At 74.2% G+C, this 14,908-nt stretch carries 15 protein-coding genes; 6 read left to right on the forward strand and 9 right to left on the reverse strand.

The annotated features are described in order from the left end of the window. Positions 1-7: 7 nt before the first annotated feature. The 4 genes from BIV57_RS17405 to BIV57_RS17420 all read right to left on the reverse strand — a co-directional run bounded on the left by BIV57_RS17405 (position 8) and on the right by BIV57_RS17420 (position 3,387). A complete protein-coding gene (locus BIV57_RS17405; protein ID WP_071657755.1) occupies positions 8-1,468 on the reverse strand; it encodes an MFS transporter in 1,461 nt (486 codons plus the stop codon). A 145-nt stretch (positions 1,469-1,613) separates the two neighbouring features. Beyond that, positions 1,614-2,015, reverse strand: a complete 402-nt coding sequence (locus tag BIV57_RS17410; protein ID WP_071657756.1) for a tautomerase family protein — start codon at positions 2,013-2,015, stop codon at positions 1,614-1,616. Positions 2,016-2,103: 88 nt separating this feature from the next. Then, positions 2,104-2,622: a mycothiol transferase gene (locus BIV57_RS17415; protein WP_071657757.1), complete on the reverse strand. Its 519-nt coding sequence runs from the start codon at positions 2,620-2,622 to the stop codon at positions 2,104-2,106. A 96-nt stretch (positions 2,623-2,718) separates the two neighbouring features. Then, complete coding sequence (locus BIV57_RS17420; RefSeq protein ID WP_071657758.1) at positions 2,719-3,387, reverse strand: maltokinase N-terminal cap-like domain-containing protein; 669 nt, start codon at positions 3,385-3,387, stop codon at positions 2,719-2,721. Positions 3,388-3,558: 171 nt separating this feature from the next. On the opposite strand from BIV57_RS17420, the gene BIV57_RS17425 reads away from it, so the two are divergent. Further along, complete coding sequence (locus BIV57_RS17425) at positions 3,559-5,229, forward strand: FAD-dependent oxidoreductase (RefSeq protein WP_071657759.1); 1,671 nt, start codon at positions 3,559-3,561, stop codon at positions 5,227-5,229. A 6-nt stretch (positions 5,230-5,235) separates the two neighbouring features. On the opposite strand, the gene BIV57_RS17430 is transcribed toward BIV57_RS17425, so the two are convergent. Next, a complete protein-coding gene (locus tag BIV57_RS17430; RefSeq protein ID WP_071657760.1) occupies positions 5,236-5,490 on the reverse strand; it encodes a Smr/MutS family protein in 255 nt (84 codons plus the stop codon). 95 nt (positions 5,491-5,585) lie between these two features. Here BIV57_RS17430 and BIV57_RS17435 point away from each other — a divergent pair, with 95 nt between their 5' ends. Beyond that, positions 5,586-6,413 carry a sugar phosphate isomerase/epimerase family protein gene (locus tag BIV57_RS17435; protein WP_071657761.1) on the forward strand — a complete coding sequence of 276 codons (828 nt, stop codon included), beginning with the start codon at positions 5,586-5,588 and terminating at the stop codon, positions 6,411-6,413. A gap of 67 nt (positions 6,414-6,480) precedes the next feature. After that, the gene (locus BIV57_RS17440; protein ID WP_139275708.1) at positions 6,481-7,041 is read left to right on the forward strand and encodes a MarR family winged helix-turn-helix transcriptional regulator; all 561 of its coding nucleotides are present in this window, start codon (positions 6,481-6,483) and stop codon (positions 7,039-7,041) included. A gap of 31 nt (positions 7,042-7,072) precedes the next feature. Here BIV57_RS17440 and BIV57_RS17445 read toward each other — a convergent pair whose 3' ends face one another. Beyond that, positions 7,073-8,059, reverse strand: coding sequence for a phospholipase D-like domain-containing protein (locus BIV57_RS17445; RefSeq protein WP_071657763.1), 987 nt, complete (start codon positions 8,057-8,059; stop codon positions 7,073-7,075). Between the two features lie 235 nt (positions 8,060-8,294). On the opposite strand from BIV57_RS17445, the gene BIV57_RS17450 reads away from it, so the two are divergent. Continuing rightward, the gene (locus tag BIV57_RS17450; RefSeq protein WP_175548784.1) at positions 8,295-9,161 is read left to right on the forward strand and encodes a neprosin family prolyl endopeptidase; all 867 of its coding nucleotides are present in this window, start codon (positions 8,295-8,297) and stop codon (positions 9,159-9,161) included. A 48-nt stretch (positions 9,162-9,209) separates the two neighbouring features. Beyond that, the gene (locus BIV57_RS17455) at positions 9,210-10,844 is read left to right on the forward strand and encodes an amidohydrolase (protein ID WP_071657764.1); all 1,635 of its coding nucleotides are present in this window, start codon (positions 9,210-9,212) and stop codon (positions 10,842-10,844) included. Between the two features lie 111 nt (positions 10,845-10,955). On the opposite strand, the gene BIV57_RS17460 is transcribed toward BIV57_RS17455, so the two are convergent. Continuing rightward, a complete protein-coding gene (locus BIV57_RS17460; protein ID WP_071657770.1) occupies positions 10,956-11,906 on the reverse strand; it encodes a phosphatidylinositol-specific phospholipase C in 951 nt (316 codons plus the stop codon). A 193-nt stretch (positions 11,907-12,099) separates the two neighbouring features. Between BIV57_RS17460 and BIV57_RS17465 the strand changes: the two genes are divergently transcribed. Further along, positions 12,100-13,032, forward strand: coding sequence for a COG4705 family protein (locus tag BIV57_RS17465; RefSeq protein ID WP_079170426.1), 933 nt, complete (start codon positions 12,100-12,102; stop codon positions 13,030-13,032). A 67-nt stretch (positions 13,033-13,099) separates the two neighbouring features. Here the strand turns inward: BIV57_RS17465 and BIV57_RS17470 are convergent, their stop codons facing one another. Both BIV57_RS17470 and BIV57_RS17475 read right to left on the reverse strand, forming a co-directional pair. Continuing rightward, entirely contained in the window at positions 13,100-13,810 is a 711-nt protein-coding gene (locus BIV57_RS17470; protein WP_245797770.1) for an NAD(P)-dependent oxidoreductase, read from the reverse strand. Next, positions 13,797-14,810, reverse strand: a complete 1,014-nt coding sequence (locus BIV57_RS17475) for a tellurite resistance/C4-dicarboxylate transporter family protein (protein WP_071657767.1) — start codon at positions 14,808-14,810, stop codon at positions 13,797-13,799. The genes BIV57_RS17470 and BIV57_RS17475 overlap by 14 nt, the downstream gene beginning before the upstream one ends. Between the last annotated feature and the right edge of the window lie 98 nt (positions 14,811-14,908).

Consider the following 14,908-nt stretch of genomic DNA (forward strand, 5'->3'; position numbering starts at 1 on the left):
ATCCGGGCTAGGAGCGCGGTGCGCGGCGGCGGAGGAGGACGGCGGCGACCGCGACCCCCACGAGCACCAGCCCCGCGTTGACGGCGATGGCGACGGTGACGCCGTGGTGGACGGCCGCGGCGCCCGCCGCCCCGCCGGCGGCCGCGGTGACCACCGCCGACATGATCGGCGTCCCCATGGTGATGCCGACCTGCTGGGACATCGACGCCAGCCCGGTGGCCAGGCCCTGCTCGTCGTCCGGCAGCCCGCCGGTGGCGGTGACCATGAACCCGACGATGACCAGCATGTTCCCGATGCCGCCGAAGAAGGTGGCGGGCAGCAGCAGGGCCAGCGCCGGCCCGGTGGACGTCCCCAGCGCCAGCAGCGCGGCGGTGAAGACGGCCTGGATCACCCCGCCGGCGATCAGCACACCGCGGGTGGAGGTGCGGGCGATCGCCTTCGGGGCGAGCAGCCCGCCGACCACGGTGCCGAGGCCGAGCACCCCGAAGGAGACCCCGGCGGCGAGCGGCGAGAAGCCGAGGGTCTTCTGCAGATAGAGCGTCAGCAGGTAGACCAGCGAGGTCTCGGTGACGAAGGCGAGCAGGCCGAGGACGTTGCCCCAGGCGACGCTGCGCCGGCCGAGCACCCGCAGCGGGACGAGCGGCTCGGCCGTCCGCCGCTCGATCAGGAAGAACGCGGCGAGCAGGGCGGCGCCGCCGAGCAGCCCGGCCAGCGCACGGGGGTGCGTCCAGCCGTCCTCGCCGGCCTGGGTGAGGCCGTAGACGAGGCCGAGCAGGCCGAGGGTGACGGCGAGCGCTCCGGGCAGGTCGATCCGCGGCCGTGCGACGGGCCGGGACTCCTTGATCACGGTGGGCGCGATCAGCACCACGGCGAGCGCGACGGGCACGTTGATGAAGAAGGCGTAGCGCCAGGAGAGCAGGTCGGTGAGGACGCCGCCGAGGATGGCGCCGGTGGTGAACCCGGCGGACATCAGCGCGCCGTTGATGCCGAGCGCCTTCTGCCGCAGCGGCCCCTCCGGGAAGGAGGTGGTGAGCAGCGAGAGCCCGGCCGGGGTGGCGGCCGCGGTGGCGAGGCCCTGGGCGACGCGGGCGATCAGCAGCACGGTCGGGGTGGTGGCGAGCCCGCCGGCGAGCGAGGCGGCGCCGAGCAGCGCCAGGCTGCCGATGAAGATCCGCTTGCGGCCGACGATGTCGCCGATGCGGCCGAGGAAGAGCGTGAACCCGGCGGCGGCGAGGGCGAAGGCGGTGGCGATCCACTGCAGGTTGGCGAGGGAGAAGCCGAGGCCGTCGCCGATGGCGGGCAGCGCGACGTTGAGGATCGAGAAGTCGACGGCGAGCATGAACTGGGCGATCAGCAGCACGGCGAGGACGAGCTTGAGACGGCCCGTCAGCTGCTGCTCCCGCGGCGCGGGGGCGCCGGCGGCGCCCCGGCGCGCGGGCCGGGACCGGGGTGCGGTGGTGGACGACATGGCGGCGCTACCTCTCCAGGGGCAGGACGGACATACCTGGGGAGCGGGGGCCCTTATCGGGACGACCGTTCCTTTACGAGAAGGAAGGTAGCACGGATGGAGGCCGTAAGAGAACTGTGGTCCCGTTAGTGCCGCGAGCCCGCCGTCATTCCTCCGCCTCGGCGGGGACGTACTGGGCGACGCCGTCGCCGAAGGACCAGTCGGGGAGCTGGTTCTCCGTCAGGGTGACGAAGACGTTTCGGGGTTCGACGTGCGCACGCTCGGCGGCGAGCTCGGCGATGCGGCGGTAGAGGTGCCGCTTCTGCTCGACGGTGCGGCCGGCGCGCAGCGTGACGGCGACGTAGACGAGGCCGTCGTCGCGGTGGACGCCGAGGTAGCCGGGGTCGTAGCGGATCATCCCGGTCGTCCCGTCGTGGGAGGTGAGGATCTGGAAGAAGTCGTCCTCGGGGATCCCGATCGCCTCGATCAGGGCCTGGTGGACGGCGTCGCCGAGGGCCCGCAGGCGCTCGGGGGCCATCTGCTGCGCATCGATCTGAACCTTGGGCATGCAGGGGATCGTACATACCAGTAGGTACAATTCTCAAGCGCGCCCGCACGCCCGGCGGGACGAGAGCCGGGCACCGGGCGACGCGGCGTCAGCGCGCGCTGCGCTCCCACTGCCCGCGGACGTACTCGGCCTGGCCGATGTGCCGGGCGTCGTCGTCGAGGATGCTGACGATCCGGACCCCGGCCGTCACCGGCGGGTTCCAGTGGGCGTCGACGACCTCGGCGTAGGCGTCGTCGTCGAGACCCGCGAGGTAGGCCTCGGTGCGGGCGTGGGTGGCGTCGTAGTAGCCGGCGAGCAGTTCGGCCGAGGCGTCGAAGGCGCCGACGTCGGCGCTGCTGGCGCCGTAGCCGTGGGTGGACGCCGGGTAGGGCAGCGCGAACCGCTCGACCCAGCCGTCCTCCGTCCACACCTCGGGGGCGCCGGCGAGCGGCGCGATCTGGGCGTCCTGAACGCGCGTCAGGTGCCAGAGCAGCCAGCCGGCGGAGTTGGCGTCCGCGTCGGGGCGCCAGACCAGCGCCTCGTGCGGCAGTCCGTCCAGCACCTGGTGGACGCTCTCCTTGATGCGGCCGAAGCCGTCGATGAGCAGTTCGGCGGCGGGTGCGGGCATGCTCCCGGCCTCCTTTCCGAAGCGTGGCGCGCCGCGGGCGCGGCGCATGGTGCCAGGGAACAACAGCGGGAGGCGCGGGGCGATTCCGACGTGCCGTCAGGCGTCGTCGTCGGCCTGCGCGGAGGCCGATGAGGCCTCGACCAGCGAGAAGTACAGCCCGCGGCCGGAACCGCCGAAGCCCGCGACCACCCGGCCGGGGCCCTCCTGGCCGCCGTCCGCGAGGCGCCGCTCGATGCGCAGCGTCCGCCCGCCGGCGAGCGCCAGCAGGGTGGCGTGCGAGGTGTCCGAGGCGTCCACCGCCGCCGACTCCTTGGGCGCCTCCGGGACGGCCGCGGCGGCGAGGGTGCCGACGCCGACCGTCGGGTCGGGGGTGTCGGAGATCCGCTGGGCCTGGGCCCGGGCGCGCCCGGCGAGCAGGCCGAGGAGCGCGGCGAGCAGCACCGGGTCGCGGCTGCCGTCATAGATCCAGCGGGTGCCGAGCACGCCGTGCTCGGAGGTGCCGAGCAGCGCGTCGTCCGGCGCGCCGGGCAGCGGGGCGCCGCGGTAGGCGAGCGGCAGGTGGTAGACGGTGCCGCCCGCGCCGCCGTCGGCGGCGGCCATCAGCTCGATGCCCACCTCGCCGTCCGGGTCGTCCAGCCGGAAGCCGCCGACCCGCTCCAGCGCGGGGCCGCCCGGCCGGGGCACGTACCAGGGGCGGTCGGGGAGCCAGCCGGTGAGCAGGTCGAGCTTGCTGGGAACCAGGGTGGTGTTGTGGACGAAGGCCATGGGTGCGGCGCCCCTTTCGGCGTCTCGGTGCAGGGCCCACATCCTCGCACCCGCGCCCGCGTCGATCCCCGACTTCCGTGCCCTGCGCACCTCTTGACAATCCCTCGACACGATATATCTTGAAAGAGATATCGCGTTATACTCGCCCACGAGCATTCGAGGAGCACGCCCATGCCGTCGTCCCCGTCGTCCTCGCCGCTGCGCGTCCCCGTCCTGGTCGTCGGCGCCGGCTACGCCGGCCTCACCGCCGCCGCCTGCCTCGCCCGGCACGGGGTGCGCACCCTGCTGGTGGAGCGGCACCCCTCGACGTCCGTGCAGCCCAAGGCCTTCGGGCTGATCTCGCGGACCGTGGAGTGCCTGCGGATCCTGCCCGGTGTGGAGCAGGAGCTGGCGGACGCCTCGCAGTTCGACTTCGTCACGGGCGCCCGGATCGTCATCGCGCAGTCCCTGCGCGATCCCGATCCAAAAGTGATCATGGGCGGGCCGGGACGCGACCTCGAGCCCTATCGCGATCTGAGCCCCAGCGGCTTCGCCGCCGTCAGCCAGGCCGTCGGCGAACGCATCCTGCGCGGCGCCGCCGAGCGGCTCGGCGCCGAACTGCGCTTCGGCACCGAGCTGCTGACGCTCGCCCCGGACGCCGAGGGCGTCACCGCCGTCCTCTCCGACGGCACCGCCGTGCGCGCCGACTACGTCGTCGCCGCCGACGGCCACCGCAGCCCGATCCGCTCCCGCCTCGGCATCCCGGTGCGCGGCAAGGGCGACCTCGGGCACACCCACTTCATCCTCTTCGACGCGGACCTCGACGAGGTGCTGCGCGACCAGCCGTTCACCCTCACCTACCTGCAGAACGAGGTGTTCGACGGGGCGTTCACCACCACCGACACCGGCTCCTACGGCGTGGGCGTCAACTACTACCCGGAACGCGGCCAGTCCGAGGCCGACTTCACCCCGGAGCGCTGCGTCGAGCTGGTGCGGATCGCCACCGGCGTGCCCGGCCTCGACCCGGTGATCGTCGACCATGCGGACTTCACCATCGCGCACCGCACCGCCGTCCGGTCCGTCGACGCCACCGGCCGGGTGCTGCTCGCCGGGGACGCCGCCCACACCATGCCGCCCACCGGCGGGCAGGGCGGCAACACCGCGATCCAGGACGGCGCGGACGCGGCCTGGCGGCTCGCCCTGGCGGTCGGCGGCGGGGCCGGTCCCGGCCTGATCGCCGCCTACGACACCGAGCGCCGGGCGCTGGGCGAGCTGGTGGCCGGCCAGCAGCTGGCCAACTACGCGGTGCGGATGGCCCCGCAGCTCAAGGGCGACCCCGATCTGCCGGAGCCGCTCAAGGACCCGATGGCGGCCGCGCTGGGCTTCCGCTACCGCTCCGGGGTGATCGCGGTCGACACCGAGGACGCCCCGGTGGCGCCCGGCAACATCGTCGTCAACGGCGTGGAACTGGAGGACCCGCTGCGGCCCTCGGCGCGGCCCGGTTTCCGGGCGCCCAACCTGACGCTGCACCAGGACGGCGGGGAGGACGGGGAGGGCCGGTCGATCATCGACTTCTTCGGGCTCGACCTGGTGCTGCTCACCGACCTGTCCGGGGCGGCGGCGTGGACGGCGGCGGCGCGGGATGCCGCGGAGGAGCTGGGCGCGCCCGTCACCGCCCGCACGGTCGACTCCGGCTGGTGGGAGGACGCCTACGGGGTCGCCGCGGGCGGCGCGGTGCTCGTCCGCCCGGACGGGTTCATCGCCTGGCGCACCCGCACCGCCCCGGCACCGGGCACGCACCGCGAGCAGCTCACCGGCGCGCTGCGCACGGTCCTCGGACTCCCCCGGAACCGGCTCGGCTGAGCGGGCTTAGAACCAGATCAGCACCCGGCCCGGGTTCTTCGGATCGACCTCCCGCCGCGCATACAACCGACGAATGTGCCGCTGGTCGAGGAAGGTCAGCACCCGCTGGCGCAGCTGGCCGCTCCCCCGGCCCGGGATGATCTCGGCCATCGGCGCGCCCGACTGCTTCGCGCGGAAGAGGAACTGGCGCATCGCCAGCTCGATGTCCCGGTTGCTGCGGAAGATCGGGTGCAGATCGAGGCTCGGCGGCGGCGATGTCATCCGTCCATTCTGCCGAGCCCGCGCCGCCTTCCGCAGCCAGGAAATCGATCGGAGGTCTGTTGCCCGGCGACCTTGGCGATCTATCGTCGGAGCACATGTGGACCCTCTCCGGCTTCGCCGACGAAATATCCCCCGACCTCGACGAGCAGTGCGCCGTGCTGCGCCGCCTCGGCATGGACCACCTGGAGTTCCGGGCCGCCTGGGACACCAACGTCCTCGACCTGGACGACGCCGGACTGGCGCGGGTGCGGGAGACCCTGGACCGGGCCGGGCTCCGCACCTCCTCCATCGGCTCCCCGATCGGCAAGATCGGCATCGCCGACGACTTCGACGCACACCTGGTCCGCTTCGACCGCGCCCTGCACACCGCGAAGGTGCTGGAGGCGCCCTTCATCCGGATCTTCTCCTTCTGGATCCCGGACGGCGACGACCCGGCCGACCACCGCGACGAGGTGCTGCGCCGGATGTCCGCGCTCGCCGAGCGGGCCCGCGGCCACGACGTGGTGCTGCTCCACGAGAACGAGAAGAAGATCTACGGCGACACCCCGGGGCGGTGCCTGGACCTGATCGAGTCGGTCGGCTCCGAGCAGCTCAAGGTGGCGTGGGACTCGGCCAACTTCGTGCAGTGCGGGGTGCGGCCGTTCACCGACGGCTATGCGATGCTCCGTCCGCACCTGGCCTATGTGCAGATCAAGGACGCCGTCGCCGCCACCGGCGGGGTGGTGCCGGCCGGCGAGGGCGACGGGGAGCTGCGCGAGACGGTCGAGGCGCTGCGGGGCGACGGCTTCGACGGCTTCTTCTCCCTGGAGCCGCACCTCGCGGCGGCCGGCCCGCTCGGCGGCTTCAGCGGGGCCCAGCTCTTCGAGACCGCGCACGGCGCCTTCACCGGCCTCCTGAAGGAGCGGCAGATCCCGTTCGCCTGACGGGTCTTCGCCCCCGGCCGCGGCCGGGGCCCCGGGGGGCCGTCCGCCGTATGGGACGATGTGCCGCGTGGCCGAACCGCACAACCGATCGACCCCGTCCCCCGGCGAGCCCGACGCACCCGACGCACCCGCCGAGGAACTGCTGCACGCGCTCGGCCTCTACTCCTACGCGATCACCCGCAGCCGCACCCATGAGCGGCTGATCGAGGAGGCCGGGATCGCGGTGGAGCGGGCCGGGGTCTCGATGCTGCGGACGCTGCGCACCCAGCGGGAGCCGGTGCGCCTCTCCGACCTCGCCGATCTGCTGCTGGTGCGGCCCCCGCACGTCACCCGGCAGGTGACGCGGCTGGAGGCGGCCGGGCTGGTGCAGCGCACCCGCGATCCGGGCGACCAGCGGGCCCAGCGGGTCGAGCTGACCCGCCGGGGCCGCGCGGCGGTGGACCGCTACCACCGGGCGGTGCTGGACTCGCTGGCCGGGGCGCTGGAGGGGGAGACCGCGCAGGACGTCCGGACGGCGGCGCGGATCCTCAGCAAGCTCTCCGTCGCCGCCCGCCCGGCCCGGCCGGAGCCGGCGCGGCGGGCGGACCGGGCGGACCGGGCGGGGCGCCCGGCGCGTCCGAAGGGCTGAGGCCGGCGGCTCAGCGCCGACGACCGGCGGCTCAGGCCGCGGTGCCGCCGGAGTAGTCGCTCGCGAACGCCGTCTCGACCACCTTGGCGACCCCCGAGTCCGTCAGGATGATGCCCAGCTCCCGGTTGTTGTCCAGGGAGTTGGTGGAGACGTTCATCGAGCCGAGCTCCTCCTTCTGGCCGGAGAGCCCGTAGTCGGCGACGATCGCCTTGGCGTGGATGTAGAAGCCGGTGCTGGAGGAGTAGCCGACGACCGTGCCGCCCGCGCTCTTCACCTGGCTGACCTCGCTGGAGTAGCTGCCCGGCCGCTCCAGCACCACCCGCACCTTGACGCCGGCCTTGGCCCGCGCGGCGATGGCGTTGACCACCGCGCTGTCGGAGAACTCCTCCTCCTCGACGTCGAGCGTCTTGGTGGCGCCGTTGATCACCGACAGCAGGCGGGTGCGGGAGTCGGTGGGCGACCAGAGCAGGTTGTCGCCGTCGGACGGGGTGACCGCGGAGTGCGCGTAGTCGGCGGAGAAGACCTTCTCGATGGCGTTGACATCGGTGGCGTCGGTGTCGAAGACCCCGTAGTCGCGGCTGGTCGAGTAGTACTTGGACGTCAGGTTGCCGGTGAGGACGAGCGACTCGGCGCCGTCCACCGTGATCGTCTTCTGGTGGGTGTAGGTGTAGGACGACGAGGACCACACCACGCCGACGCCGGCCGACTTCAGGGAGTTGTAGGCGCTGTCGTTGACGCTGGTCCGGGTGGCGTCCAGGATCACCCGGACGGCGACGCCCTTCTTCTTCAGGGCGATCAGGTCGTTGACCGCGGTGGTGTCGCTGAGCTCGTACATCGTCATGTCGAGCGATGTGGTGGCGGTGTTGATGAAGTCGGTGACGGTGGGTTCGCTGCTGCCCAGGTTGAAGGCGAACGCCGTGTAGGCGGCGGCGTGCGCGGGTGCCGCGGCGAATCCGATCGCGGCGGCCGCGGCGGTGGCGGCGGCCAGGGCGGCCCTGCGGAGCTGTGGCTTCGGCACGGATGCCTCCAGGAGGTGCGAGGGTGACGGCCCGTCGGCCCGGTTTGGCCGCGGACCGTCAAACAGGACACCACGCGCGTAGACCGCCCGGGAAGCCCCTCTCGGTGAATTTGACATGTCTATGGGAAAACGGACCGGAGTTCCCCATTGGCACCAACCGCCCCGCCTCGAACAGGCCGCCGACGGCCGATCAGCCTTAGCGTCGGCAAAGGGAGTTACGGGAGGCGGTGCTGGGATGAGACGTACGCGAGGGCGAAGAGGCCGGCGCGGTTCGCGCGGTTGGCGCGCGGTGGTGGTGGCCGCGGTGTCGGTGGTGCTCGCGGCGGCGGCTGCCGTGCCGTCAGGGGCCGCGCCGGCCTCCCCGCTGGAGGCGAGCGGCGCCGTGCCGACCGTGCCGCCGGCCGGCGGGGACCGTCCCACCTGCTGGTTCGGCGCCTGCTACGACTACGTCTTCGGCCGCCAGGTGACGGCCGTTCAGGGCGCCGCCGTCAGCATGGGCGTCGCCCGCCCCCGGGTCGATCCGCGGCGGGCCACCGAGCACTCCCTCCAGGAGCTGTCCATCCAGAACACCGGCCAGACCGCCACCGTCGAGGTGGGCTGGACGGTCGACCGGCAGCTCAACCACGACACCCGGCCGCACCTGTTCGTCTACCACTGGGTGCACGGGAAGACCTCCTGCTACAACGGCTGCGGCTTCGTCCGCACCTCGAACCGCGTCCGGCCCGGCCGGGCGCTGCGGCCGGGCAGCACGGTGCGCCTCGGCATCCGGCGGATCCGCGGCGACTGGTGGGTGCTGGCCGGCGGGCGGCGGATCGGCTACTTCCCCGGCTCGCTCTGGCAGGGCACCTTCACCAGCGGCAGCATCACCACCGCCTTCGGCGAGGTGGCGCTCGCCAAGGACGACGTGCCGTCCTGCACCGCGATGGGCAACGGCCGCTTCGGCACCGCCGCCGGCTCCTCGCGGATCTCCGCCTTCACCCTCTACGGCACCAGCACGCCGCCGCGCCTCTCCCTCACCTCCACCAGCCCCGCGCGCTACAACTCCGGTCATCCGAGCGCCCGCTCGTTCACTCTGGGCGGCCCCGGCAAGGGCCCGTGCTGACGCAAAACCCCGTGACCCCCGCCGGGCCGCCGCGGTACAACACCACGCATGCCTGAAGCCCTCGCAGAGCTCGCGTTCGTCAACGGGCGCGTCTTCACCGCCGACGCGGCGCGGTCGCACGCCGACGCCGCGGCCGTCCGGGGCGGCCGGATCGCGGCCGTCGGCGCGGCCGCCGTGCGGCCCCTGCTCGGCCCCCGCACCCGGATCGTGGACCTCGGCGGCCGGCTCCTCCTCCCCGGCTTCGTCGACGCGCATGTGCACCCCGTCCTCGGCGGGCTGGAGCGCGCCCGGCTCGACCTCACCCCCGCCGCCGACGCCGCCGACTGCCTGCGGCGGATCGCCGCGCACGCCGCCGCCCACCCCGAGCTGCCCTGGATCCTCGGCGGCGGCTGGTCGATGAACCACTTCGACGCCGGCCTGCCCACCGCCGCCGCGCTGGACGCGGCCGTCCCCGACCGGCCGGCCTTCCTCCTCAACCGCGACCACCACGACGGCTGGGCCAACACCCGCGCCCTGGACGCCGCCGGGATCCGCCACGACACCCCCGACCCGGCGGGCGGCCGGATCGCCCGCGACCCGCTCGGCGTCCTGCACGAGGACGCCACCCTGCTCGTCGCCGACCGCGCGCCCGGACCCACCGCCGCCGAGCTCCTCGAGGCGCTCCTCGACGGGCAGCGCTATCTGCACTCGGTGGGCGTCACCGGCTGGCACGACGCCATCGTCGGCCCCTACCTCGGCTACCCGGACCTGCTCCCCGTCTACCTGGACGCCGCCCGGGGCGGCCTGCTCACCGGCCGCGCCGGCGGCGCGCTGTGGTGGGACCGCACCCGGGGCACCGAGCAGATCGCCGAGCTGACGGAGCGCCGGGCCGCCGCCGAGGAGGCGGCGCGCGCCTCCGGGGGGCGGCTCCGGATCCGGACCGTCAAGATCATGCAGGACGGGACGTGCGAGAGCCGCACCGCGGCGATGCTCGCCCCCTACTCCGGCACCGCCGACCTGGGCCACAGCCATCTCGCCGCCGACGCGCTCGCCGACGCCGTCACCGCGCTCGACGCCGCCGGATTCCAGCTGCATGTGCACGCGATCGGCGACCGCGGGGTGCGCGAGGCGCTGGACGCCTTCGCCGCGGCCCGCGCCGCCAACGGGCCGTCGCCGCACCGCCACCACATCGCCCATGTGCAGGTGGTGCACCCGGACGATGTGCCGCGCTTTCGCGAACTGGACGTCGCCGCCAACATCCAGGCGCTCTGGGCCGCCGAGGACGGGCCGATGCGCGCGCTGGTGCGTCCGCTGCTGGGGCCGGAGCGCGCCGCGCAGCAGTACCCGTTCGAGGCGCTGCGGGCGGGCGGGGCGGTGCTGGGCGCCGGCAGCGACTGGCCGGTCACCACGGCCGATCCGATGCAGGCGGTGCACGTCGCGGTGAACCGCACCCCGCCGGGCGAGCCGGAGGCGCCGCCGATGCTGCCCGGGCAGCGGCTGGCGCTGGGCGACGCGCTCGCCGCCTACACCATCGGCTCGACGTGGCTGGCGCACGCCGAGGCCGAGACCGGCTCCGTCGAGCCGGGCAAGGCGGCCGACCTGGTGATGCTGGACCGCGACCCGTTCGCCGCCCCGCCGGAGGAGATCCACCGTGCGCGGGCGGTCGCCGCCTGGGTCGACGGCCGCCCGGTGAGCCCCGGCTGACGGGGCGTCGGCGCTCCCGGCGCGGCCGGGGGCGGGTCGGCCGGGGGCGGGTCGGCCGGGGGCGGGTCGGCCGGGCGCGGGCCGGCCGGGCGCGGGCCGGCCGGGCGCGGGTCAGCCGGCGAAGTTCCGGGCGATGAGGGTGCCGATGATCGGCTCGTAGCGCTCCGGGAAGTCCATCGGCACCACGCCCAGCCGGGTGCTCGGGTCGGCGAGGCCCTGGAGGTAGCCGCGGATGTTCGGCATCACCAGATCGGCGAGGGTCTTCGGCCACAGGAAGCCGTCCTCGACGCAGGAGGCGAGGCTGGTGAAGTTCACCAGCAGCCGGTCGTCGTGCGGGGCGGCGAGCGCCGCCGCGCACTGCGTCTTCACCGCGGCGATCTTGTCGTGCACGGAGGTCTGGTAGCGGTCCTGCAGCGAGCACCAGGCGTTGGCGAAGACGCCGTTGTCGCCGGCCGGCCAGTCCAGCGCGCCGAGGGTGTTGGCGAACTCGGTGAGCAGCACGATCCGGCCGCGGGCCTCGTCCAGTCGCGGCACCTTGTCGCCGATCCGGAACAGCCCGCGGTAGCCCTTGGCGCCGAGGTAGCCGTCGAAGGCCGCGGCGAACTGGGCGTCCGTCAGGCCGTGCTCGTTCTTCAGCCGCATCAGGATCGTCTCGCCGCGCCCGGCCGACGAGGCGAGGAAGGTCCGGCACTGGTCGAGGACGGTGTCCAGGGTGATGCCCTGGTACCACTCGGAGTGGTAGATCCCCAGGTCGCCGGGGGTGGAGGAGACCGGGGCGCCGCCGCGGACGTCGAGGAAGCGGATGCCGCGGGAGAGCTGCTCGGGCACGCCCATGTTCTGGCAGTGCGACCATTCGGTGCCGTTGGCCGGGTTGGTGGCGCAGGTGTCGTGAGTGCCGGGGACGGTCAGCGCCTGCAGCGGGGTGGCGCCGGGCAGCGCCGCCATCCAGGACGCCGGGTCGGGCGGCGCCGCCGCGGCCGAGGCGGTGGTCGCCCCCGCCGCCGTGACGGCCGCGGCCACCGCGGCCGCCCCCGCGGTCCGCACGAATCCCCTGCGTGTCATCCCCATGACGCTCCCCTTCCGCCACTCCGCCCTCGAACGCCCCGCACGCTAAGGCGGCCGCTGAGGGAGCGTCAAGGACGCCCAGGAGCGACGGCGTCGGCGCATGGGGGAATCGTCCGTTTTGAGATGCCCATGGGCAGTCCTTGGCCGATTGCAGAGGTGACCCAGAAGTTCCGTTGCCAGCATCGCGCGCATGAGCACAGAGCGAACCGAGTGGGCCCAGCGGCCGGTGATGCCGGCGCCGCAGGGCCCCCCGACGACCGGAGCGGCCGCACGGGCCCTGAGCCTCAAGGTGCCCGAGGTGACGGCCGCCTTCTGGGTCACCAAGGTGCTCACCACCGGCATGGGCGAGGTGCTCTCCGACTGGCTGGCGAAGAGCGTCAACGAGTACCTGGCGGTGGTCGCCGCCGCGTTCGCGCTGGTGGCGGCGCTCGCCGCGCAGCTCGCCGCCCGCCGCTACATCGCCTGGCTGTACTGGCTCGCGGTGGTGATGGTCAGCGTCTTCGGGACGATGGCCGCCGATGTGATGCACGTCGTCGTCGGCATCCCCTACGCCGTCTCGACGTCCTTCTGGGCGGTGGCGCTGGCGGTAGTGCTGCTGCTGTGGCGGCGCGCCGAGGGGACCCTGTCGGTGCACAGCATCCGCACCGGACGGCGGGAGTGCTGGTACTGGGCGACGGTGCTGTGCACCTTCGCGCTGGGCACCGCGGCCGGCGATCTGACGGCCTATTCGCTGGGCCTGGGCTACCTCGCCTCGGCGGTGCTCTTCGCGGTGGTGATCGCCGTTCCGGCGGTGGGGCACGCGAAGCTCGGGATGGGCGCGATCGGCGCGTTCTGGTTCGCCTACATCGTCACCCGGCCGCTGGGCGCCTCGCTCGCCGACTGGATGGCCGTCCCGGCGAGCCGCGGCGGGCTGGACCTGGGGCTGGGCGAGACCGCGCTGGGCTGGACGCTGGCCATCGCCGTCTGCGTCGTCTACCTGGCGGTGACGGGCCGCGGGAACGGTGGGGGCGGCGGGAACGGCGGGGGTGCGGGCGCCGGTGCGGCCGGGGGCGGCACGACCGGGAGCGGCGGCGCGGGCGAGGTCCCGGACGCCGCCCGTGCCCACGGGCGGCACCGGGCCTGACGGCTCCTCATGTGCTGGGGCGGATGCCGGGCCGGATTCCGGGGCGGATGCCGGGCCGGCCGCCGCCTCAGATGCCGACCACGGAGATACGCCGCTTGGGGTGCACGGCCTGCTCCAGCTCGTCGACGAAGGCGATGGCGTAGTCCTCGGCGCTGATCCGGCTGCTGCCGTCCGGGGCCGTCAGCATCCGGTCGTCGCCCAGGCGGAAGGTGCCGGTGCGCTCGCCGGGCGCGATCTCCGCGGCCGGCGAGATGTACGTCCAGTTGAGGCCGTCCCCGCCGCGGCCGCGAAGCAGGGTGAGGACGTCGTGGTGGGCCAGCGCCTCGCCCTTGTAGGCGTCGGGGAAGTCCGGGGTGTCGACGAGCCTCTTGCCCGGGCCCACCAGGAGGCTGCCGGCGCCGCCGACCACCACCAGGCGCTCCGTGCCCGAGGCGCGGACCGCGTCGGTCAGCGCGGTGTAGAGCGCGGTGAACGGCTCGCGCGGGTCGCTGCCGTCGCGGGGCGGGGCGAGGGCGGAGGCCACCGCCTCGTGCTCGCCGGCGAGCCGGGCGACCAGGGCCGTGTCGGACGCGTCGCCGGCCACGGCGGTGAGGTTGGGCCTGGCCTCGCCCGGGGACTTGCCCGAGCGGCTGACCGCGGTGACCTCGTGGCCCCGGGCCACCGCCTCCTTGGCGATGCGGCTGCCCACCATGCCGGTGGCGCCGAGCAGCAGGATCTTCATAGGGTTGCTCCCCTGGTGTTCCTGGTCGTCCAGTCGTTCCTGGTCATTGAGATTCACCCCGCTTATCCGGATTATCCCGCTTCGGGGCGTTCGCGGCCCGCGTTGGCGCCGGACGGCGGAGGGTCCCCGCCAACTCCCGGACGGCGCCCGCCGCCGTCGCCGTCCACACCGCCACCCCGCACCACAGCAGCACCTGACCCACCGTCGACAGCGCCGCCACGCCCGCCGCACCGGCCGCCGTCAGGCAGGCCACCGCGCTCATGCCCAGCGGGAAGACCGTCGACCAGCGGCGGATGTCGTAGCGCAGCCGGGGGCGGAGCGCCTCCGCGCCGGCGAGCACCAGCACCCAGGCGAGGTCGCAGCCGACCAGCAGCAGCGCCACCGCGCGCAGCGCCTGGTGCCAGGACCCCGCGAAGCCCTGCCAGGCCGTCAGCTTCGCCGCGACCAGGGCGGAGATGGCCAGCGCACCGCCGGCCACCCAGTGGTCGCCGGCGCCGCGCACCACCTGGCCGAAGTCGAAGCAGGCCAGCGCCACGCCGTAGAGCAGCAGCCCGAGGGCGAAGAACACCAGCGCTGCCCAGATCAGCCAACCCGCCCCGCCGAGGACGGCGGCCAGGGTGGCGGAGAGCACCGCCAGCGCCTGGGTGGCGACGCACACCAGGAACACCGAGCCCGGCATCCGGCCGCGCAGATGGCGCAGCACCCCGGGCAGCAGCACCGGCCACACCGCCGCGGCGACGATCAGCAGCCCGACGGCGGCCGGGCGCCAACCCAGCAGCGCGAGCCGGGTGCCCAGCACGCAGGTGGCGGCGACGGCGGTGAGCGCCGGCGGGGTGTCGGCCTCCGCCTCCCAGCCGGTCGGGGCGGTGATCAGCTGGATCACGCAGGCGCCGGCGAGGATCACCCAGGCGGCGGCCGCCAGCACCAGCCCCACCAGGGAGAGCGTCTCATGGCCCGTCAGATGGAGGCCCACCGAGAGGATGCCGGTGGCCATCACGGCACCCCCGGACGCGGGCGGCACCCGCCGCAGGACCCGGAACCGGCTGACCGCTCTCATGGCCCCGTATTCTCCCGCGCCGCACCCGCACGGCGGCACTGCGGCACGGCGGCACAGCAGGTGGGCGGCACAGCGGGTGGCGGGGCGGGCAGGCGGGG

It is taken from the genome of Mangrovactinospora gilvigrisea (assembly GCF_001879105.1).
Classification (GTDB): Bacteria; Actinomycetota; Actinomycetes; order Streptomycetales; family Streptomycetaceae; genus Mangrovactinospora; species Mangrovactinospora gilvigrisea.

Excerpts from the sequence above, each read along its gene's own strand:
- BIV57_RS17405 (WP_071657755.1), bottom strand. The coding sequence starts at position 1,468 with ATGTCGTCCACCACCGCACCCCGGTCCCGGCCCGCGCGCCGGGGCGCC.
- BIV57_RS17410 (WP_071657756.1), bottom strand. The coding sequence starts at position 2,015 with ATGCCCAAGGTTCAGATCGATGCGCAGCAGATGGCCCCCGAGCGCCTG.
- BIV57_RS17415 (WP_071657757.1), bottom strand. The coding sequence starts at position 2,622 with ATGCCCGCACCCGCCGCCGAACTGCTCATCGACGGCTTCGGCCGCATC.
- BIV57_RS17420 (WP_071657758.1), bottom strand. The coding sequence starts at position 3,387 with ATGGCCTTCGTCCACAACACCACCCTGGTTCCCAGCAAGCTCGACCTG.
- BIV57_RS17425 (WP_071657759.1), top strand. The coding sequence starts at position 3,559 with ATGCCGTCGTCCCCGTCGTCCTCGCCGCTGCGCGTCCCCGTCCTGGTC.
- BIV57_RS17430 (WP_071657760.1), bottom strand. The coding sequence starts at position 5,490 with ATGACATCGCCGCCGCCGAGCCTCGATCTGCACCCGATCTTCCGCAGC.
- BIV57_RS17435 (WP_071657761.1), top strand. The coding sequence starts at position 5,586 with ATGTGGACCCTCTCCGGCTTCGCCGACGAAATATCCCCCGACCTCGAC.
- BIV57_RS17450 (WP_175548784.1), top strand. The coding sequence starts at position 8,295 with ATGAGACGTACGCGAGGGCGAAGAGGCCGGCGCGGTTCGCGCGGTTGG.
- BIV57_RS17455 (WP_071657764.1), top strand. The coding sequence starts at position 9,210 with ATGCCTGAAGCCCTCGCAGAGCTCGCGTTCGTCAACGGGCGCGTCTTC.
- BIV57_RS17460 (WP_071657770.1), bottom strand. The coding sequence starts at position 11,906 with ATGACACGCAGGGGATTCGTGCGGACCGCGGGGGCGGCCGCGGTGGCC.
- BIV57_RS17465 (WP_079170426.1), top strand. The coding sequence starts at position 12,100 with ATGAGCACAGAGCGAACCGAGTGGGCCCAGCGGCCGGTGATGCCGGCG.
- BIV57_RS17475 (WP_071657767.1), bottom strand. The coding sequence starts at position 14,810 with ATGAGAGCGGTCAGCCGGTTCCGGGTCCTGCGGCGGGTGCCGCCCGCG.